General features: G+C 51.2%; 24 protein-coding genes. 11 read left to right on the forward strand and 13 right to left on the reverse strand.

Annotated features, from left to right (window positions below; genetic code table 11):
- Positions 1 to 22: 22 nt before the first annotated feature.
- The 3 genes from ACCC84_RS08520 to ACCC84_RS08530 form a co-directional block, all read right to left on the reverse strand.
- Positions 23 to 796, reverse strand: coding sequence for a DUF3307 domain-containing protein (locus tag ACCC84_RS08520; protein WP_088499728.1), 774 nt, complete (start codon positions 794 to 796; stop codon positions 23 to 25).
- Positions 797 to 798: 2 nt separating this feature from the next.
- On the reverse strand, positions 799 to 1392 hold the full coding sequence (locus ACCC84_RS08525; protein ID WP_004961304.1) for a hypothetical protein: 594 nt from the start codon (positions 1390 to 1392) through the stop codon (positions 799 to 801).
- Positions 1393 to 1583: 191 nt separating this feature from the next.
- Positions 1584 to 2408 (reverse strand): oxidoreductase, encoded by an 825-nt coding sequence (locus ACCC84_RS08530; protein WP_004961306.1) that lies wholly within the window; start codon positions 2406 to 2408, stop codon positions 1584 to 1586.
- A 113-nt stretch (positions 2409 to 2521) separates the two neighbouring features.
- On the opposite strand from ACCC84_RS08530, the gene ACCC84_RS08535 reads away from it, so the two are divergent.
- The gene (locus ACCC84_RS08535; RefSeq protein ID WP_004961308.1) at positions 2522 to 3409 is read left to right on the forward strand and encodes an AraC family transcriptional regulator; all 888 of its coding nucleotides are present in this window, start codon (positions 2522 to 2524) and stop codon (positions 3407 to 3409) included.
- An 11-nt stretch (positions 3410 to 3420) separates the two neighbouring features.
- Here the strand turns inward: ACCC84_RS08535 and ACCC84_RS08540 are convergent, their stop codons facing one another.
- The gene (locus tag ACCC84_RS08540; protein ID WP_004961310.1) at positions 3421 to 3597 is read right to left on the reverse strand and encodes a hypothetical protein; all 177 of its coding nucleotides are present in this window, start codon (positions 3595 to 3597) and stop codon (positions 3421 to 3423) included.
- Positions 3598 to 3704: 107 nt separating this feature from the next.
- On the reverse strand, positions 3705 to 4814 hold the full coding sequence (locus ACCC84_RS08545) for a YbdK family carboxylate-amine ligase (protein WP_004961312.1): 1110 nt from the start codon (positions 4812 to 4814) through the stop codon (positions 3705 to 3707).
- Positions 4815 to 5068: 254 nt separating this feature from the next.
- On the opposite strand from ACCC84_RS08545, the gene katE reads away from it, so the two are divergent.
- Positions 5069 to 7342, forward strand: a complete 2274-nt coding sequence (gene katE, locus ACCC84_RS08550) for a catalase HPII (protein WP_198772948.1) — start codon at positions 5069 to 5071, stop codon at positions 7340 to 7342.
- Between the two features lie 47 nt (positions 7343 to 7389).
- On the opposite strand, the gene ACCC84_RS08555 is transcribed toward katE, so the two are convergent.
- Positions 7390 to 7902 (reverse strand): host-nuclease inhibitor Gam family protein, encoded by a 513-nt coding sequence (locus tag ACCC84_RS08555; RefSeq protein ID WP_004961316.1) that lies wholly within the window; start codon positions 7900 to 7902, stop codon positions 7390 to 7392.
- A 234-nt stretch (positions 7903 to 8136) separates the two neighbouring features.
- On the opposite strand from ACCC84_RS08555, the gene ACCC84_RS08560 reads away from it, so the two are divergent.
- The 4 genes from ACCC84_RS08560 to ACCC84_RS08575 all read left to right on the forward strand — a co-directional run bounded on the left by ACCC84_RS08560 (position 8137) and on the right by ACCC84_RS08575 (position 10676).
- Complete coding sequence (locus ACCC84_RS08560; RefSeq protein ID WP_039991960.1) at positions 8137 to 8619, forward strand: ferritin-like domain-containing protein; 483 nt, start codon at positions 8137 to 8139, stop codon at positions 8617 to 8619.
- Positions 8620 to 8701: 82 nt separating this feature from the next.
- A complete protein-coding gene (locus ACCC84_RS08565) occupies positions 8702 to 8995 on the forward strand; it encodes a hypothetical protein (RefSeq protein WP_004961321.1) in 294 nt (97 codons plus the stop codon).
- A gap of 36 nt (positions 8996 to 9031) precedes the next feature.
- On the forward strand, positions 9032 to 9886 hold the full coding sequence (locus ACCC84_RS08570) for an SDR family oxidoreductase (RefSeq protein WP_004961323.1): 855 nt from the start codon (positions 9032 to 9034) through the stop codon (positions 9884 to 9886).
- A gap of 97 nt (positions 9887 to 9983) precedes the next feature.
- Positions 9984 to 10676, forward strand: coding sequence for a DUF421 domain-containing protein (locus tag ACCC84_RS08575; RefSeq protein ID WP_371901743.1), 693 nt, complete (start codon positions 9984 to 9986; stop codon positions 10674 to 10676).
- A 242-nt stretch (positions 10677 to 10918) separates the two neighbouring features.
- On the opposite strand, the gene ACCC84_RS08580 is transcribed toward ACCC84_RS08575, so the two are convergent.
- From ACCC84_RS08580 to ACCC84_RS08590, 3 genes are all read right to left on the reverse strand, one after another.
- A complete protein-coding gene (locus tag ACCC84_RS08580) occupies positions 10919 to 11410 on the reverse strand; it encodes a YciE/YciF ferroxidase family protein (protein ID WP_004961327.1) in 492 nt (163 codons plus the stop codon).
- 184 nt (positions 11411 to 11594) lie between these two features.
- Positions 11595 to 12044 (reverse strand): DUF421 domain-containing protein, encoded by a 450-nt coding sequence (locus ACCC84_RS08585; RefSeq protein ID WP_004961329.1) that lies wholly within the window; start codon positions 12042 to 12044, stop codon positions 11595 to 11597.
- 9 nt (positions 12045 to 12053) lie between these two features.
- Complete coding sequence (locus tag ACCC84_RS08590; RefSeq protein WP_004961330.1) at positions 12054 to 12572, reverse strand: hypothetical protein; 519 nt, start codon at positions 12570 to 12572, stop codon at positions 12054 to 12056.
- Between the two features lie 164 nt (positions 12573 to 12736).
- Between ACCC84_RS08590 and ACCC84_RS08595 the strand changes: the two genes are divergently transcribed.
- From ACCC84_RS08595 to umuC, 5 genes are all read left to right on the forward strand, one after another.
- Positions 12737 to 13090, forward strand: coding sequence for a metalloregulator ArsR/SmtB family transcription factor (locus ACCC84_RS08595; protein WP_004961332.1), 354 nt, complete (start codon positions 12737 to 12739; stop codon positions 13088 to 13090).
- Between the two features lie 66 nt (positions 13091 to 13156).
- Positions 13157 to 14446: an arsenic transporter gene (locus tag ACCC84_RS08600; protein WP_004961333.1), complete on the forward strand. Its 1290-nt coding sequence runs from the start codon at positions 13157 to 13159 to the stop codon at positions 14444 to 14446.
- A gap of 24 nt (positions 14447 to 14470) precedes the next feature.
- Positions 14471 to 14896, forward strand: coding sequence for a glutaredoxin-dependent arsenate reductase (arsC, locus tag ACCC84_RS08605; protein WP_198772946.1), 426 nt, complete (start codon positions 14471 to 14473; stop codon positions 14894 to 14896).
- 162 nt (positions 14897 to 15058) lie between these two features.
- The gene (umuD, locus tag ACCC84_RS08610) at positions 15059 to 15478 is read left to right on the forward strand and encodes a translesion error-prone DNA polymerase V autoproteolytic subunit (protein ID WP_004961337.1); all 420 of its coding nucleotides are present in this window, start codon (positions 15059 to 15061) and stop codon (positions 15476 to 15478) included.
- 169 nt (positions 15479 to 15647) lie between these two features.
- Positions 15648 to 16910: a translesion error-prone DNA polymerase V subunit UmuC gene (gene umuC / locus ACCC84_RS08615; protein WP_371901744.1), complete on the forward strand. Its 1263-nt coding sequence runs from the start codon at positions 15648 to 15650 to the stop codon at positions 16908 to 16910.
- Between the two features lie 341 nt (positions 16911 to 17251).
- Here umuC and ACCC84_RS08625 read toward each other — a convergent pair whose 3' ends face one another.
- The 4 genes from ACCC84_RS08625 to ACCC84_RS08640 form a co-directional block, all read right to left on the reverse strand.
- Positions 17252 to 17518 carry a hypothetical protein gene (locus tag ACCC84_RS08625; protein WP_102991019.1) on the reverse strand — a complete coding sequence of 89 codons (267 nt, stop codon included), beginning with the start codon at positions 17516 to 17518 and terminating at the stop codon, positions 17252 to 17254.
- A 445-nt stretch (positions 17519 to 17963) separates the two neighbouring features.
- Positions 17964 to 18302 (reverse strand): immunity protein Tsi6 family protein, encoded by a 339-nt coding sequence (locus tag ACCC84_RS08630; RefSeq protein WP_004961346.1) that lies wholly within the window; start codon positions 18300 to 18302, stop codon positions 17964 to 17966.
- Positions 18302 to 19537 carry a polymorphic toxin type 46 domain-containing protein gene (locus ACCC84_RS08635; RefSeq protein WP_198772944.1) on the reverse strand — a complete coding sequence of 412 codons (1236 nt, stop codon included), beginning with the start codon at positions 19535 to 19537 and terminating at the stop codon, positions 18302 to 18304. The genes ACCC84_RS08630 and ACCC84_RS08635 overlap by 1 nt, the downstream gene beginning before the upstream one ends.
- 3 nt (positions 19538 to 19540) lie before the next feature.
- A complete protein-coding gene (locus ACCC84_RS08640; protein ID WP_273871460.1) occupies positions 19541 to 20341 on the reverse strand; it encodes a DcrB-related protein in 801 nt (266 codons plus the stop codon).
- Positions 20342 to 20343 lie beyond the last annotated feature (2 nt).

Here is a 20343-nt window from a genome sequence, read left to right on the forward strand (position 1 = left end):
GGCCGCGAACGTTACCCGACGGCTACCATAATGCCTTGATCAACAGCCCGAGCATGATGGTCAGGGTAAATGAGAACAGCGTACCGAGCATTACGTACTCGGTACGCATTTTGTCATCACTTTGGCGTAAATCACCAAAGCGAAAGATTGATTTGGCCGCCAGTAAAAAACCGATGGCCGGTAGTTGGCCGATCAGCACAAAAGTCAGGATCAGCGTCCTTTCCAAATAACCGATCTGCTTGCCGGCGCGTAACAGTGAGTCGTCGTCTGCCTTGGCCGACGGTGGCATCTGTGGAGTCCAGCGTGCCAGAAACTGGCCAATCAGAATCCCCATCGGCATATAAATCAGCAAATAGGCCAATGCCAACAGCCCAATATGCCAACCGGTCACTGGCAGCGCCGCAATGGCGGTTAGCATGTAGGCATTTGGCGTGACAAACAGCCATAGCAATAGCAGCATCAACAGGTGCAGGCCCTGATCGAGCAGAAAACCGCCGACGTGCTGAAGCTGCCTCAATAGCGTGACCTTTATTAAATCAATCAAATAGTGGCTAATACTGATAAAAATCAGTGCCGCCAGCACCCCGACGGCCGTTATGCCGCCGTAGATCCCGCCAAAGGCGGCGACCACCCATGCTGCCACGGCGCCATGGATCAGCGCATGTAACACCAATAAGCGCGAACGGGCACGATGCCTGGCCTTGTCTTGCACCCAACTGAGCGGTTGCAGCGGAAAGTCGGCTATCACATGGCCCACCAACAACCACAGCAACAAAGGAGCGTAGGTGATTTCCATACTTAAATGATCCTGTTAATCGCCTCGACGAACCGTATGGTTTCTTCATAAGCCGCGCGTTTTAGCGTAGCAGAAACGGTGGACGCTGCTTTTTGCAGTTTTTTTGCTACCTGCGCATTGCTGTCGGCAAACATGCGTGCCTGCATGACGTGCGCTTCGGCCTGCGACAAACGGCTGAGGGTATGATCTAGCATCGGCAGCAGATCGTTGACAATGGCGTTGGCGCGCTGGTTGTCAATTTTCAGAGCCAGCTTGCAACTTTTTGTCATCTGGTCCATGGCGTTACCAGAATTAAGGAAGGCACTGCCATAACCCGCGCGCCTTGCGTTGCGGCTGCCGAGTCCGACGGCGATGCGCGCATCCCATTCGGCATTGCCGGCCTTTAGCGAGACACGCAGATAGACCGCCAACAGCAAGCCATGTTCCGGTTTACACTCCGCCTGGAAGGCATCACCGCGGAAAATATCAAAATGCTGTAGCCAGTTTTCCTGCTGGAGTTTGTTGAGCAGATGGCGTAACTGCGCAATGTAATGCGCGGTATCGACGTGACGCGAGTTGACCAGGTCACCGGTAATAACGCTAAGTTGTGCTTTCATAGGCGTTGAACCAAGGGGACAGAGAACAATAAATTCGCACCTGGAGGCGAATTTGTCAATAATTCGTATCTAGAGGCGAATTTAAAGCACATTCGTATCCAGAGGCGAACATTTCCCGATGGATGCTGGCCGCGCAGGAGCCTGTGCGGGGAACCGCCGCACCGCCCCGCAAGGCGGTGGGCAGGGGGCGTTTAGAATTCGCCATCGGTGCTGATGGAAAGCTGGCGGTAGGCGGCCAGCTCCTGGCTCAGCGTGGCGATTTTGTTTTCCGCGACCTCGACCGCGTCACTGCCGGCGAGAAAGCGTATCGGGGGGCGTTCGCTTGCCGCGAGTTGCAGTATGGCATCAGCGAGTTTCTTCGGGTCGCCGGCTTGCCGATGGCTGCGCTGTTGCATGCCGTCGGTGAACTGTTGTGACAGGGCACGGTAATCATCAATGCTGGCTGCGGCAAAGCGCACCGACCGATCATCAAGAAAGTCGGTGCGAAAATAGCCCGGCTCGATCAGCGTAACGGCAATGTTGAACTGCGCCACTTCGGCCGCCAGCGATTCGGAAAATCCCTCCACGGCAAATTTACTGCTGCAGTACAGCGATGCGCCAGCACCGCCGACCATGCCGCCAATGGACGAGAGATTAAAAATCATCCCGCCACGTTGGGCGCGCATCAGTGGCAATACGGCACGCGTGACGTTAAACAGGCCGAACACATTGGTGGCAAACTGCTGCTCGGCCATCTGCGGTGGAATTTCTTCGAACAACCCCAGTTCACCGTAGCCGGCGTTGTTGACTAATATATCAATCCTGCCAAAACGTGCGCTAGCGGCGGCCAGCGCCTGGGTAATCTGCTCGGGCTGACTGACGTCCAGTCTGACCGTCAGCAGTTGCTCGCCATCAGGGGGCGACGGCGAGGGGTTACGCATTGCTGCCACCACGTTATCGCCTGCCGTCAGGGCCGCTTTGACAATTTCGGCACCGATCCCGCGGGAAGCGCCGGTAATAAACCATGTCTTGCTCATACGTTGTTCCTCTCTGTAAAGTCAGAGTCCAGTATGCGCGGCATCGTCTGGCTGGCAGTGCCAATTACTGGCTGATTCTTGCCTAAAACTGGCAAATCGTAGTGGAGAGAAAGATGCAGCAGCTTGATGAATTGGGTGATTTAATCGACAGGCACTGTCGTGGGATGATCGACATTACGGCGATCCCTCGCGTGATGTTGTCCCGATCCGATTGTCTGACCGCAGCGATCCCGGCGGTTTACCAGCCGATGGTCTGCATTGTGGCGCAAGGGGCGAAACGCGCTTCGCTGGGGGAAAAGGTGTTTGAGTATAATCCGGCAAATTACCTGATTACCTCTGTGGCGCTGCCGCTGAGCGGTGCGGTGTGTTGCGCCACCAAAACCGAACCCTATCTGGCCCTTGGACTGGAATTGGATTGTGCACAATTAGCGTCACTGGCGATTGGCATGCCGGCCCCGGTCGGCGTAAGTCCCAACGCGGCAATCGCCGTACATAGCCTGAACACCGATTTGCTGGATCCGATCGTACGCCTGCTACGGTTACTGGATCATCCACAGGATGTTTCGACCCTGGCACCGCTGATTGAACGCGAAATCCTCTACCGCCTGTTGCAAGGCGAGCAGAGCGCGATGTTGCGACAAATTGCCGTACCTGACAGCCGACTGGGGCAGGTGCATCGAGCGGCGCAATGGATCAATCAACATTATGCACAACCGTTTGAAATTGCTGAGTTAGCGGCTGATTGTGGTATGAGTCCATCCTCATTGCACCGGCACTTCAAAGCGGTAACCGGTGTCAGCCCATTGCAATATCAAAAGCGCATTCGTCTGCAACAGGCGCGCCATATGCTGGTGGCGCAACAGCGGGATGTTGGTAGCATAGCGTTCAGCGTGGGTTATGAAAGTCCGTCGCAGTTCAGCCGGGAATACGCACGGCTGTTTGGCATGCCGCCGGCGAAAGACGCTAGCGAGTTGCGAAAAGCAGGCCGTTATTCAGCGTAGCGCTGGCCGGGTTAAAAACTTTTTACCAGCACCTCGCGTGGTTCACAGCCGTGTTTGAGCAGATGGTCAAATGATTTTTCGGTGTTTTTCAGCTGTTGCAGGAATTCTTGCGGCGATAGATCATGCCGTTTACCGCTCATATAAGCCAAAGCCAGTTCTTTGGCCTGATAGCGCGAAAAGTTGTACATAAAGTGCCCCCGATAATGGTTAAGTGCGGTTTTTTCATTCAGCTATATTGTAGGGAAAGCGCACATAATGAACAGACGCTTTGGCGTATGGAATCAATAGCTGAAAGTTAACTCATTGGCACCAGCAGGGCGTCGCACATGCGTTTGATGGTCTCCGGCTGTGTTAAACCACTGTCCAGCAAGCGGCGAATGTTATCGGCATCATTGGCCCCACGCCGGACAAAACGTTCAAGCGTTTGCAGCAACTGGCGCTCCTCATCATCAACGGCCTCTGGGTGGAGTCGGGTCAGCGTCGTCAGGATATGTTCGGCCAGGCTGCAACGCTGTAACGTTTGGGCATCGACGTAATCGGCCTGCAATCCATGACGGCAGGCATTCAATTTGTTGTACATGGAGAACGCGTTATATTCCGGGATGATTTCATGCCGATTTTTCAATAGATAACGGGCAATTAAACGACAATATCCCACCAGGTTTGCCGCGTGGCTAATATGTAATGGCGTGTCACAGACTCTTATTTCTACCGTACCAAGCTCCGGTTTTGGTCGCGCATCCCAATAGATGTCCTTGATACTTTCGATAACGCCGGCAGAGGTTAGCGTGTCGTAATATTCAGTAAACTCCTGCCATGAATATATTTTTTCAATACATCCATAGTTGGGAAAGGAATTTTGCGCGCTGAAGCGAGAGCTGGCGAATAGCGTATCTTCGCCCTGATAATAAGGTGAAGATGCACTAAGTGCCAGAAGTTGCGGGAAATAGGGCGTTAGCGCGTGGCATAAATATATCGATTCATCACCGTTGCTCACGCCGATATGGATATGCTGGCCGAACACACAGGCCATTTTGCTGATATAACCGAAGCGCGTCGCCAATTTTTTATAGCGTTGTGCATTGGTAATCAGCTGATCTTTCCAGTCATTGCACAGGTGGCGCCCGCCGCCGGTGACGTCGCACTGATGCCGCTGGGCGGTGGCGCGTACACGTTGCACCTGGGCTGCCAGTTCCTGTTTTAACTCAGTCAGCTGAAGATGTACCGAACTGTTGATTTCCAGCATTGAACGCGTTAATTCGTGCTTAATGTGTTTTTTATCATTGATATCCGCGACAATCAACGCCGCCTTGTCAGACAGGTTGAGGGTTTTAATATCAATCAGTTGGAGTTCTATTTCCGTGCCAATGCTGAGAGGCGTGGATGGCTTGAATTTACGAGGCATTTTCACCTCCGCAATGAATGCGCTTTTAATAATTATAATGTGCTTTCAGCCTATTACCAGTTAGTTGGGTAAATAGCGAAGCCTAGCCGCTAAGTGGCGGTGTTTTATGTTTTTTATTCGTCAGGTGATGGTGCTGTTAGCGTTATTTTCCGTTACGTTATCCGATTGGAGTGCATACGGATATTGGTCTACCCTTTAAGGCTGAATATAACCGCGTTGGCTTTTATTTCTCAACGTTTGGATAAGGTGAAACAATGTCGAAAAAACCTATTGCAAAACCGCAGGATAAAACCACCAAAATGAAAAAAGTATCGGCAGGCAATCCTGCAGATGAGATTCATTTGGGGGATACCGCGCCGGTAGATAATTCACATTTACCTAGCCCAAAACCGACCGCGCCAGGCAAAGAGCCGACTGCGCCCGGCAGCAAGAAAAAAACCGGGCCGGCCAGTGCCAAAATCAAGGCGTTAGAGATCAATCGCAAATATGACGATCGACAGCCGCTGACCACTAACCAGGGGACGCGTATCGGTGACGATCAAAACTCGCTGAAGGCTGGCGCGCGTGGGCCGACGCTGCTGGAAGACTTCATCATGCGCGAGAAGATCACGCATTTTGACCATGAACGTATTCCAGAACGCATTGTGCATGCGCGTGGTTCGGCGGCGCATGGCTATTTTGAGTTATATAAAAGCCTGGCGCACCTGAGCAAAGCGGATTTCCTGCAACATGAAGGGCAAAAAACGCCGGTTTACGTACGTTTCTCAACGGTGCAGGGCTCTCGCGGCTCGGCGGATACGGTGCGCGATATCCGCGGTTTCGCCACCAAGTTTTATACTCAGGAAGGCATATTCGATCTGGTTGGCAACAATACGCCGGTGTTCTTCATTCAGGACGCAATCAAGTTTCCTGATTTCGTGCATGCGGTGAAACCGGAACCGCATAATGAAATCCCGCAGGGCGCCAGCGCCCACGACAGTTTTTGGGATTTTGTTTCGCTCCAGCCGGAAACGCTGCATAACGTGATCTGGGCGATGTCGGATCGCGGTATTCCGCGCAGCTATCGGACGATGGAAGGTTTTGGTATTCATACCTTCCGCTTGGTTAATGCTCAGGGCAAAGCCACGTTTGTGCGTTTCCACTGGAAGCCAGTGGCGGGTAAAGCGTCGCTACTGTGGGACGAAGCGCAAAAACTGGCGGGCAAGGACGCCGATTTTCATCGCCGCGATCTGTGGGAGGCTATCGAAGCCGGCGATTACCCGGAATATCAGCTGGGAGTACAGTTGATCCCGGAAGAAGACGAGTTCAAGTTCGATTTTGATCTGCTGGACGCCACCAAGCTGATCCCGGAGGAACTGGTACCGGTAGAGCTGGTCGGCAAAATGGTGCTGGATCGCAACCCTGACAATTTCTTCGCCGAAACCGAACAGGTGGCATTCCACCCAGGGCATATTGTGCCGGGGATTGATTTCACTAACGATCCGCTGTTGCAAGGGCGCCTGTTTTCCTACACCGATACGCAGATCAGCCGTCTGGGTGGGCCGAACTTCCACGAAATACCGATTAACCGACCGACCTGCCCGTATCACAATTTGCAACGCGACGGCATGCACCGGATGGATATCGACACCAATCCGGCCAACTACAGCCCGAATTCAATCAACAATAACTGGCCACGAGAAACGCCGCCCTCGGCTAGCGGCGGCGGTTTTGCCAGTTACGCCGAGCGGATTGATGCGCATAAAATTCGTGAAAGGAGCGAGTCGTTCCAGGAATATTATGCGCAGCCGCGGCTGTTCTGGCTGAGTCAGACGCCGGTAGAACAGCAGCACATCATTGATGCGTTCTCGTTTGAACTGGGCAAAGTGGCACGCGCCTATATCCGTCAGCGCGTGGTGGAAAAACTGGCGCATATCGATACCACATTGGCGAAAAAGGTGGCGTTCAATCTGGGCATTACCCTGTCGGCCAGCGTATTGAAAACGCCAGCGCCGAAACCGGTCAACGGCCTGCAAAAAGATCCGGCGTTGAGTCTGTATGCCATGCCGGGCGGTAGCGTTAAAGGCCGTGTTGTCGCCGTGTTGTTGGGGGCGGGTGTGGTATCCAATGACCTGCTGAGCATGCTCAAAGAGCTGAAAAAACGCGGCGTGCACGCTAAATTGCTGGCGGCTACGCAGGGCGTGTTGCAGGGCAGCGACGGTTCGCAGATTCATATCGATGCCACCTTCGCCGGTGCACCTTCCATTACCGTTGATGCGGTACTGGTGCCTGACGGTGCGGCCGCTGCATTGCTAGGCAGCGGTGATGCCCAGCATTATCTGCTGGAGGCTTACAAGCACCTCAAGGTCATTGGTCTGAGCGGTGATGCGCTGCAATTGAAGTCGCTGTGGCATGGGAATGAGCAGGCAGAAGAGGGCGTCATCGAGGCCAGGGCGGTGAAAGGCGAGATGATGGAGCGCTTTATTCAGGCGCTGGCCGCACACCGGGTATGGAGCCGCAGTGCCAAAGCGGCGGCGATCCCCGCGTAGCGTTTCCTGGCGGGCAGCACGGCGCGTGACGCTATGCTGCCCGAGGGTTAATCGAGCGCCTTTTCATAAGGGGTGACAATGACATCTTCCTGACCTTCGAGTATGGCAATACCCGCAATGCCTTTAATCTGTTCCGGCTGATGCAAAATCGCCTCCTTGTTAATCGTTTCCCGAGTACGGATGAATTGATTGAGGCCAAAGCGTTTCAAAGCGGCCAACGCCTGCTGTGGATCGTTGACAATCACCGCCGGGGGGCGGATACGCCACTTCACTTCACCGGTGATGAGATTGACGGACTTTTTGCCATCGTCTGTCAACAGCCGTTCCTTATTGGCCTCACACCAGATGGCGATATCCTGATAGAGCTTCTGATACTGGGATTTGCTCTGTTTAATGCTGGTCATATAGCGGTCGGTCAACTGGCTTATTTTTTCATTGAGCTCGTTTTCCAGGGCGCTCATTTCTCGATCGAGTTCGCCAAGTCGTTTAATCGCCTCGGCGATATCATCGCGGTTTCTCGGTTTGTCTTGCAAATTGAATGTTTCACTGTGGTTACGCATGGCGGTATTTCCCTTGTGACAAAAAAGTGACCATGATAATCACTGTGAACATGCGTTGGTTTATTTTTATAAGAATAATCCTAAATCGATATTTGTTATTTATCTGAGTTGTTTAAAGATGTGTAAATTGTAATTTTTATTAACCTTGCTGGCATATTTAGCACGTTTTACTAAAGTTATTTGGGTGAGGTGAAAATAATTCTGCTTTTCATCCTAAATGCACGGGAGAATATAATGAGCGATTTAAAAGACCACTTCATCGACTGGCTGCGCGATGCGCACGCCATGGAGGAACAGGCGGAAACCATGCTCAACGGCATGAAGGATCGCGTAAAGGATTACCCACAGCTACATAACCGCGTGATTCAGCATCTGGAAGAAACCAAACAGCAGCAGCAACAGCTGAAGAGCTGTATCGAACGTCTGGATACTTCCACCTCCAGCATGAAGGATCTGGCGGGTAAGGCGGTAGCGCTTGGCCAGACGCTGAGCGGCTTCTTTGTCGAGGATGAGATCGTCAAGGGTTCAATGAGCTCTTATGTCTTCGAACATATGGAGATCGCCTCCTATACCACGCTGATCGCCGCTGCCGAACTGGTGGGTGACTATGAAACCCAAATGGTACTGGAAAAGATCCTCAAGCAGGAACAGGCGATGGCCGACTGGTTGCTGGAGAATATGCCATCTATCACAAAGGCTTATTTAAATCAGAAATAAACCTTTCCCCTATCCAGAACGGCAGCAAAGGAATGCTTAATGCGTCCTTAGATATTTAATCGACAAATAGCGAGGAAATATCATGGCTGATGTTGTGAGATATCAAAATAAGATCATCTTAGGTGCTGAGATATTACCACCGCCGCATCCCATGGACGGCAGTTGCAAGGGCAGTATTCTTATCCACTGCGAGCAGTCGCCGGAAATTGCCAAAATGTTGAGCTCATTAGGTGAATGGGACGAAATAGAATTGGAGATTAACGGCGAGAAAACGCTGTGTCAGGTTGAAAAATTTGACCGGGAAAGAAATATCATTGCCCTGAAATCTGACAAAAGGCAAAGCGACGCTGAGATCCCCTATCAACAGGAAAAGTAACCCAATGTCATTGGCTAACGATACAACGGAGGCGACATGGAACAGAGAAACCAACCTGCACAGCATCAAGATGAACAGCCGGGCTTCGAGAATGAAATGCTGCCTGAACCGGTCTATGACGACCCGGCATACCGCGCCGGCGGTAAACTGGAAGGGAAGGTGGCGATCATTACCGGTGGTGATAGCGGGATTGGGCGGGCTGCAACCATTGCCTATGTGAAAGAAGGGGCAAAGGTCACGGTGGTTTATCTGGATGAAGATGAAGACGCTAAGGAAACCAAGCGTTGCGCGGCGAAGTACGGTGGGGAAATCCTGCTGCTGAAGGGCGACCTGCGAGATAACGGCTTCGTGAAGCAAATCGTGGCGAAAACCATCGCCAATTTCGGCAAGCTGGATATTCTGGTTAATAACGCCGGTGAACAGCACCCGGTCGATCAACCGGAGATGATCACCGAAGAACAATTGGAAAAAACCTTTGCCACCAATTTCTTCAGCATGGTGAAACTTACCCAGACGGCATTGGAATATCTGCCCAAGGACGGGGTGATCATCAACACCTCGTCGGTGACGGCCTATCACGGCAATCCCGATCTGATTGACTATTCGGCAACCAAGGGCGCGATCACCGCCTTTACCCGCTCGCTGGCGCTGAAGCTGTGCCAGCGGGGTATCCGCGTTAATTCAGTTGCCCCGGGGCCAATCTGGACACCGCTTATTCCAGCTTCATTCGGGGCGGATAAAGTAGCCCAGTTCGGTAAAGATACGCCGATGAAACGCCCTGGACAGCCTTCGGAGCTGGCTGCGGCCTATGTGTATCTGGCAAGCAGCGATTCGTCGTACATGACGGGACAAACGCTGCACATCAACGGCGGGATGATCCTTAACGGCTAATTGCCTCTATCGGCCCGGTCTTCGCCCGAAACCGGGCTTTTTTGTGCCCGAAAACGACGCTTTCCACCATAACCGTTATGTAGCAAGGGGCTAGCGTATGAAAGTTTTTGATTTCAATAGAATTGCAATCAATGATTATCCGTATACCTACCTGCTTGAAGTGGCGTTTCGTTCGGTGTTTACCTTTTTCCTGGCCTATATTTTCCTGCGCTGGGTGGGGCGACGTGGCGTCAAGCAAATGACCCTGTTCGAATTGATCATCATTCTGACCCTGGGGTCGGCGGCCGGCGATGTTGCGCTTAACCAGGACTCACCGCTACTGCCAGTGATAATCACCTTTATTACCATTACCGGCCTGTATCGGTTTTTCACCACCTTGATTAATAAAAGCACGCGCTTGCAGATTAAATTGGAGGGCAAGCCGATTTTATTGGTTAAAGAAGGGGTGTTGCACTGGGAAAATACCAAGAAGCAAAGTTTTGCCTATGAAGAGTTTATTATGGAGTTGAGGGAAAAAGGCATTGACCATCTTGGACAGGTCAGACTGGCGATCTTGGAGATAGATGGCAACCTTAGCGTCTATTTTTATAAGGATGAAGATGTTAAACCAGGTTTGTCGGTATTGCCATTTTCCATGGTGGAATGTTGCAATACTATCGAATCTGAGGGCTATTATTCATGCACCTGCTGTAGTTACACCTGTTTTTTGCAGAAGGGCGATGATTTTAGCTGCCCACGCTGCCAATCCAAAAAATGGACCGTTGCCAGTCAAGAAAAACGTATTACCTGACGTCCCTGTCAGGGAGGATTACCAATACATTATGCTATATATAATAGCCAGGATGACCACAATAGCGCCAATAATATAAGCATAGTATGGGCGAGGCCCCTTCATACCGGTTTTTGAGGATTTTTCCCTGGCTGTTTCAGATTGTTGGTTTCGCATGGTTTACCTCCAATAAGAGTGTCACCGTCGAAAATGCAAAAAGGCCGGCAAATACCGGCCTGTTTCCCACCGGAAAGGACGCCTGTTCAGGCGGCTTTCTGATTTACTTTCTTTTCTGCCAGCAGGGTCAGCTTGCTGTCGGTTGATTTCTCTTCTTCCAGCGTTTCGCCTAACAGTTTTTTCGCCGTGGTATAGCCCAGTTTTTCTGCCAGCGCACACAGAGTGCCATAGGTGGCAATCTCATAATGTTCAACTTTCTGTGCCGCAGCAATCAGGCCGGCATCGCGTACCGGGCCTGCCTCAACGCTATCAATCACTTCCTGGCCCTCTTCGATCAACCCTTCCATTGCCAGGCATTTGATGCGCTTTATGCGTACTTCTGGCGTGCTTTCCACCAGTTTGTCCAGCCGCTCAATTTGCCCCTGCGTTTCTTCCAGGTGTGTTTTAAACGCATTGGCCAATTCTTCCGTCGTTGCAGCACGCGCTAATTTAGGTAGGGCTTTTGTGATTTGTTTTTCGGCGCTGTATACATCCGAGAGTGCATGAATGAATAAATCGTTCAACGTTTTGATTGACATAGTGACACTCCTATTTGGTTATTTCGGTGTGATGCTACGTTGTGAATATTAATCACATGCTCAATAATAAAGTTTAGCCGATAAGCGGCATTCTCGCTGCAATGGATGTCGTGTGTTTTCGGGTTCCTGTGGTTTTGGGATTAATCTTAATGTTATTTTTTTGTTAATTGTTTTATTGGCAATTTTATTTTTGTTGTTGCGGGATGATAGATATATCACCGTTTTTTTCCATAATGGCAAATTTAATCTGGCCAATGTCTTCTATTCCCTGTTTGTTACGCGCCACTTCCAGGATGTCGTCGGTGGTTAAATGCAGCTTGGTCAGCCGCCAGCGCAATATCTTGCCGTTCTCTACCAGAATTACCGGTGAACCATCCAGAAATTTATCAGCTAAAGGGATATAGGTTTTTATTAATGAGAAAACAATATCGATGGTAAATAAGGTGACAATGGTAATAAAAGCTGCCGTCACCGAAAAATCGTCCGGCAACATGGCCTGTTGCGTGGCCTCACTGATAATGAGCAATAAAATGAAATCAAAAGAAGTCATTTGCAACAAGGTGCGGCTACCGGCGATTTTCAATACGATAAACAGTATCAGATAGATAGCCGTAGCGCGGAAGACAATGTCCATGGCGATTCCTCACGGATAGATCCATTGGTGAATAACGATAGGGGGAGTCTCGCCATCGGCGAGGCTGGCGCTGAACCGTCCCCAATCCTGGGCGCGTAAGGTGAGATTGAAGGTGTGCCACTGCTGTCGGTCGTCATCCGGCACGCTGAACAAGATTTCATTGCCGCGCTGCGTGACCTGTACCGATTGCGGTTGGATATTTTCGATCAGATAGCTTGCTGTCAGGCTGTCCGATACCATCAAGGTGAGCGGACCGTCGCCGTCATCCTTGATTTTTACCCGCCACTGGCTTTGCGCGCCCTGGCGTGCGAAACGCTGATAATCCACGGTGAGAGTACCGTTAACGTTTTGCTGCCGGGTGTCGCTCAAGATGCCGTCGGCAAACACCCCGGCCAGAGCGGCAATTACCACCGAAAACATCAGCACATAACCCAGCTTTTCCAGTAGCCATGACAAACGCAACAGCGGTATATCTTCTGTTACCGGCGTTTGTCGGCTTTGCTTTTCGCTTTGTATCGGGAGCGTCATTCAACCTCCAGGCGCGACTGCATGGAATAACAAGTTTAGCGTAATTACGCAGCGGTAACCTCGTCCTCGCCGCCAGCTGAGAATACACATTCGTTTTTTCATATATTATTTGACTTGTTGCACTGCCGGCCTATGATTAGCGCGGGCAACAACCTGAGGCCATTATGACAACGCTGATACCTTTACAGCTGTTCAAAAATCTTTCAGACGATACGCGACTGAGCATGGTGCTGCTGTTACGACATGCCGGGGAGCTGTGCGTATGTGAGCTTTCCGCCGCATTGAGCGAATCCCAACCGAAGATCTCCCGCCATTTGGCGATGTTGCGCGCCAGTGGGCTACTGAAGGATCGGCGGGAAGGCAAGTGGATCTACTATCGACTTTCGCCGCATATGCCAGCGTGGGCGGCACATATTATCGAGCAGGCTTACCTTAGCCAACAGGAGAGGGTGACGCAGCTTGCCGGGCAACTGGCCGCCAGTTGTGCGTTAGCTGATAGCCGCGCAGTTTGTCTGTAACGATCCGGATTTTAAATAATAACATATGGTATCCCATATATTTTCAGCATGTCACGAGGAGGCCCCATGTGGCTGGCAGGCGCAATTTTTATTCTGACCATTGTGTTGGTGATTTGGCAGCCCAAAGGACTGGGCATTGGTTGGAGTGCTTTATTGGGAGCGGCCCTGGCCCTGCTGAGCGGTGTGGTGCAGGTGGGTGACATACCGGTGGTGTGGCACGTCGTCTGGAATGCCACTGCCACGTTTATTGCGGTGATTATCATCAGCCTGTTGCTGGATGAGTCCGGCTTTTTTGAATGGGCGGCGCTGCATGTCGCACGCTGGGGGGGCGGTAAAGGGCGCTGGCTGTTTACGTATATTATTCTGTTGGGGGCGGCGGTTGCTGCGCTGTTTGCCAATGACGGCGCAGCGCTGATCCTGACGCCGATCGTTATCGCCATGTTGCTGGCGCTGGGCTTTAGCCCGGCGGCGACGTTAGCCTTTGTGATGGCGGCCGGTTTTATTGCCGACACCGCCAGTCTGCCGCTTATCGTCTCCAACCTGGTTAACATCGTCTCGGCCGACTTCTTCAAGCTGGGTTTTAATGACTATGCCTCGGTGATGGTACCGGTGAATATGGTGGCTATTGCAGCGACGCTGATTATGCTGCACTGGTTTTTCCGCAAGGACATTCCGGCCCGTTATGACGTCGCGCGACTGAAGGCACCAGCGCAGGCGATCCGCTGTCTGCCGACGTTCCGCGCCGGTTGGGGCGTGTTGCTGTTGCTACTGGTCGGTTTCTTCGCTCTGGAGCCGCATGGCGTTCCGGTTAGCCTGGTTGCCGCGGTGGGCGCATTGATTTTATTGTTGGTCGCGAAAAAAGGCCAGGCGATCAATACCGGCAAAGTGCTGCGCGGCGCTCCATGGCAAATCGTCATTTTCTCGTTGGGGATGTATCTGGTGGTCTACGGTCTGCGTAATGCGGGGCTGACCGACCTGCTTTCTATGGTGCTCAATCGTCTGGCAGAAAGTGGCCTGTGGGCTGCGACGCTCGGTACCGGATTTATTACCGCCTTCCTGTCGTCGGTGATGAATAACCTACCTACGGTGTTGATTGGTGCGCTGTCGATCGACGGCAGTACCGCCGGCGGCGTAGTTAAGCAAGCCATGATTTACGCTAACGTGATTGGCAGCGATCTGGGGCCGAAAATCACGCCGATAGGCAGCCTGGCGACGTTACTGTGGCTGCACGTGCTGTCTCGTAAAAATATCAACATCACCTGGGGATACTATTTCCGCGTGGGGGTAGTGATGACATTGCCGGTGCTGTTCGTCACGCTGGCCGCATTGGCGCTGCGCCTGTCCGTTGCGCTATAACAGAGGAAGAGGTGGGAGCGTTTTATGAGCAATATAACGATTTATCATAATCCGTACTGCGGTACGTCACGCAATACGCTGGCGCTGATCCGCAACAGCGGCGTAGAGCCGACGGTCATATTGTATCTGGAAACACCGCCGAGCCGTGATGAACTGATCGGGTTGATTAGCGAAATGGGCATATCGGTGCGCGATTTGCTGCGTAAAAACGTCGAGCCTTATCAGCAACTGGATTTGGCGCAGGATAGCTGGAGCGACCAACGGCTGATCGACTGTATGTTGCAACACCCGATCCTGATTAATCGCCCGATTGTGGTCACTCCGCTGGGTACCCGCTTATGCCGTCCGTCAGAGGCGGTACTGGATATTTTACCGGATGCACAGTTAGGACCGTTCAGCAAAGAAGACGGCGAAGAAGTGATTGACGCACAAGGGCGACGGGTGAAGTAAACCGCGCTGCGGTATGGCAAGGCAAGGGTTTGCACAGAGGCAAACCCGTGTTGAAATTAAATTCCCTGCGCCATCAGCCTGATAGTGGCTTTTCCCCATCTGCCGCTTGATCCTGACTGGCACCTCAAATACTGTATATAAAAACAGTAAAAGAGGTGCCAGATGATATTTTTCCAACCAGATGAAAAAGCAGCAGAACCTGCTTTCCCTCTGTTTGCCGAGCGTGTCCCCTGTGGGTTTCCTTCTCCGGCGCAGGACTATGTCGAGTCGCGGTTGGATATCGGCAAGCTGCTGGTGCGGCATCCTAACGCCACCTATTTTGTACGCGCCAGCGGCAATTCGATGATTGATGCCAATATTCATGACGGCGACCTGTTGGTGGTCGACAGCGCACTCAATGCTGAGCATGGCAACATCGTGATTGCCGCTATCGACGGCGAATTCACCGTCAAGCGATTACAGTTACATCCCACGCGGCAATTGGTAGCCATGAACCCGGCCTATGCGCCGATTATTCTGGCCGAAGATGCAACGCTGGAAATCTTTGGCGTGGTGACGTTTATCGTCTATGCCGCGCGGTGATCCGTGACCATGGGCGTGATTGATGGCGCAAACATCCTATTGCCGCTTACTGCTTGGGCGGAGCAGGTCTTGAGCATCGGCATTTCTCGTCATTTTGAACAGATGAGTTGATCGCGCTTGTGATATTTTTATACTGTATTTATATACAGTTTTTATTGTGAGTATCATCATGTTTGCTTTGGTGGATGTGAATTCGTTTTATGCATCTTGTGAAACCATCTTCCGCCCGGATTTACGAGGGCGGCCGGTGATCGTGCTTTCCAATAACGACGGCTGTGTGATCGCCCGCAGCGCCGAAGCCAAAGCGTTGGGTATCCCGATGGGCGCGCCGTATTTCAAAATCAGGCAGGAAACGCAGCGGCTGAATGTGGCGGTATTTTCTTCCAACTATGCATTGTATGCCGATATGTCGGCGCGAGTGATGGATACCCTGGAGGCGATGGCGCCGGCGGTAGAAATCTATTCACTGGACGAGGCTTTCCTAAAGCTGGACGGCATGAGCAACGGCGTACCGCTGGCAGATTTTGGCCGGGCGGTGCGCGATAGGATCAAGCGAGAAACTCACCTGACGGTGGGCGTGGGCATTGCGCCATCGAAAACGCTGGCCAAACTGGCTAATCATGCGGCTAAAACATGGGGGCAAACCAAAGGGGTGGTGGATCTTTCCGATCCGTTGCGCCAGCGTAAGCTGCTGGCGTTATTACCGGTGAGCGAAGTGTGGGGCGTTGGCCGTCGCCTGACGCGGCAATTGCAGACCATGGGTATTGAAAATGCGCTGCAATTGGCGGACTGCGATACACAACTGATCCGCAAAACGTTTAGCGTGGTATTGGAACGTACGGTGCGTGAACTGCGCGGCGAATCCTGTTTGCATTGGGAGGATGTCGCACCGACCAAACAGCAGATTGTCTGTTCCCGTTCGTTTGGCCATCGCCTGACGAACTATCAGCATATGCGTGAGGCGATTTGCAGCTATGCAGAACGCGCTGCGGAAAAGCTGCGTGGCGAAAAGCGCTTTTGCCGCAACGTGTCGGTATTTATCAAAACCAGCCCGCATGCCGCCGGCGAAGGTTATTACAGTAACCTGGCGACCACACGACTGACGATGCCGAGCAATGACAGCCGCGATATCATCGCGATGGCGGTACGGGCGTTGGATGAAATCTGGCGGGAGGGATGTCGCTATCTGAAGGGCGGGGTGATGCTGGGGGATTTCAGCGAATCGGCGATGGCGCAAATCGACCTGTTTGACGAGCACCCGCCACGCCGCAATAGCGGCCAATTGATGGCGACGCTGGATAAATTGAACCAGGAAGGGCGAGGGCGAGTATGGTTTGCCGGGCAGGGGATTGTCAAACCGTGGCAGATGAAGCGCGACATGCTATCGCCGGCGTATACCACGCGCTATTCAGATTTGCTGCGTGTTAAATAGCGCGCTTAGGGATGTTTTGACCTAACTTCACCGAAAAAGCTGCCTGCGACAGTTGCCTGGGCGTTGTTAAACAATTCGAGTGTAGGTACCCTGGGGTGAAAGTTGGCGTTTTAGATAATAACGGTGTGCGTTTGATTCCGGGAAGAGGTAAATAGCAATGAATATGATGAGTTATGATGAAATAAGGAGCAGCTTTGCCTATTCAAACTACGCTTATTACAGGAATTTGCTTAACCTACAGAAGTATGGTGGTAATTTCTGTCTGGGATGTGGCATTTGCAAGTGGTTTTGAAAAGGACGAGGAGTTAAATTAATATAGTATGGTTTTTTGGTTAAATGCGTCACGTTTTTTTGGTTGTTATTACTGGCCTAATCTCATAGGCTTTATATTTTTCATAGTCTTTCCTGATTGATTCGGCTAGTTCTTTTGTTTTTGTGAATTCTTTGTTTTCAACAAGTCTTGATATATCCAAAAGGAAACTCTTGCTTACATCGAAATGAGAATTAGGATAGAAGTTAGGGAATAATACGTTAATCACATAAGTATTATTAACCTTGATTATTGCATAATCACCTTTGCTTGTGTACATTAAAATGGCGTTATCCATAAAATTTCCCGGTTATGAATTCACTTGTGGTTATTTCGCGTTCGCCTGCAGATAACTTGTTTCCAAGCAGTCATTGGGTTGAAAATAAAAATGATTTGGAAAGCTTAATCGTAACTCTCGTTTCTTTTCGGAATAATCAATATCTAGTTTATGCGGTGGTTTTATTTTTAATCCTTTTCTCATTTGATAATCAATGAATTATGCACTGAATATCCTGTCTGCAAAGACAGGAACGGATGCTTCGAGTAAGAACGTCTTTTTCTTCATGTAGGTTGATCATGGTGTGTCCTGGAAATTGACCATTGTAATACCGTTATTGTCTACGGTTCCCTAATGCAAAAATACTGTGCGGAAGTGCGCAAAGTCCATCGCATTAATTTATTACAATGGCAACTCGGTTATTTTTATACTTGCTAATTTCAGATGCAAGTTACCATTTGATAGGTCATTTTTTATATCTTTTTTGACGCTTTATATATTCAGGATCTTCTTCATGGGGAAGTATTACTTTAAGTCCTGATGCCATTTGAGATGCAATATAATTCACATTGGATAAATGTTGAGCAAGCTCTGGATCTGTGGTAGCGAACTCTTTGGAGGCATATGCGCCTAAAGTAATGGTATGCAGTTTGCTTTTGTCATTGTTGTTGCCCTCCAATATGTCTTTGATATATTGAATTTGATTAAGGGCAGATTGGTATAATGGGAAGCTAGGCAACGTGTTTTGTCTTTCTTTTACCACAGCTAAGGCTGCATTCACATAATCAATGGCTGTCATAGACATTACGGTTTTACCTTAAATAAATCTTTTTCACTTGAGAGCAACTGTATTGCTCCACCTTTAGTCTGGAAGGGTACATCTTTTACGGACCATGTATCAAGTGCAGGAAGGGAAGTGCTTCTTAATACTTGCACTTTTTCTTGAGTTACATAAGGCATGGCTACTTTATCGACAATTTTATCTGTGCCGTAAATAGTACCTTTAGGATTAATCCCCAGCTCTGTTGGTTCTACTTTTTCACTCAGAGCATACCAATTACCTTGCCTACCATTAGGTACCTGATTTTGATAGAGCACTTTGTTTCTGTTCAAGGTCTCAACCGATACTCTTTGTGTATAATCAATCCCATTGTCAAAGTCTTTTATTTGCTGCGATGTAAACCCTTTGGATTCAAGGAAGTCCCTTGCACTTTCTTTATTTCCTCGGATTGTTATATCTTTGTTTAAATCACCGGTACGCCCAAATTTTTCATTCAAATAGGCACGTCGCGCACTGATTGCTTTAGTACGATTAAACGCATCAAACTTGGCGCCGCCTTTACCCCCGAGAAACCCACCGGCAAAGCCGCCGGCCAGCATGGACCATTTTTGGCCATCGCTGCCTTCGCCGAACCGTGCGCCCCCGAGCAGGCTGCCGGCAAATCCGCCACCCAGGCCACCCAGCGTCCCCAGAATGGCTATCGCAGGCGAGGCCAATACTGCCGCAGCGCCGGCGCCAACGGCCAGCAGCGTCCAGTTAACCCAGGCCGGAATTTCGGGTTCAATCTCATCGGTCTGTTCGGTATCGCCGCCGATAATCACGTTGGGCGAGCCGCTGTGAATTTCTGCGCTACAGGCCAGCAAATCATTAATGCGTGCCGCCGGCAGGTCGTTGATATACACCTTGGCAGAGCCTTGAGCCACCACCTTTTTGGCTGGCCCATCCTCGGCGCATTCACCAAAGGAAAGGTGTGCACGAATGGCCGCGCGGCCATTGATATAAACGTTTGGCGAACCGTCCACCAGCACGCCGGTTACGTGGCGTGGGGCCCAGGACATACTACCCAATACCTCGCCCAGCCCACCACCGGCAGAGGCACCGGCCGCAACGGCGGCCACGGCGACGGCAGCGGTTCCGCCCGTCACGGCGATGATGGCGGCACCGATGATCGCGCCGCCAACCAGGCCGGCTATCATCCATCCCTGCGAGGCGGTATGGGCAATTTCATCCAGTTCGCGTGCAGCAGCGAGATCCGCCATGGGCTACGACTCCTTACTCAGCCGCAGATACTCCGCAATGCGTTCAGGATCGTTGAGCTCCTCCGGGCCATTCACCGAACGGCAGAGTAACAGGATCGAGGCTAAATTTTGCGTGCTGCTGGCTGAGGAGGTCCACAGCGCATAGCGCGTGGGCTCCTGTGGATTGCTGCCCACCACCGGCGCGATCTGCAACGGTTCCCCCTGCGTGTGGTAGAACAGGTAACTGCCGCTCAGCGCCCGCTGCAAATCGATATGCTGATAAAGCGCGGTAATGCTGGTGAAGACGGAAAGTTGCTTATTATCGTTGTCGAAGACAAAAAATTTGCCGCTGGAGTCTGCCGGCAGCATTTCAGCGGCAAAGGTTTCCTGCCGGGTGAAGGCGATACTGGCAATAATCTGTTCATATTGGCGTTGGTAGTATTCATCAAAGCCGTTTTGGCATGTACCGATATAACAGACGATTTTCCGCCCCTGCGGCCGCTCGTCTAAAATAACTATCTGCTGTTTTTGCCAGATGCGTGCGTCACCGGAGATGAACTGATAAGACAGTTCAATGGACGGTTGTCCGTCAATACTTCCCGGCGTCGATGACGCCAGTTGGAATCCCTGCACGGTGTTTTCCAGCTCTTTGGCCAGACGAGCCGCGACTTTGTGCAACGTATCGTCAGGCGTAGCCGTGGCGCGCGAGACGACAAAAGTAAACTCGCTGGCATTATTTTCACTTAACGTGAAGAGATTCATCGTTCTGTCTTTAAATGCATCGGGCAATTCAAATTTTGCCTCTTGCGTTACATAGTGCGTCATGG

The sequence above is a fragment of the Serratia odorifera genome (assembly GCF_041448735.1).
Taxonomy (GTDB): domain Bacteria; phylum Pseudomonadota; class Gammaproteobacteria; order Enterobacterales; family Enterobacteriaceae; genus Serratia_F; species Serratia_F odorifera.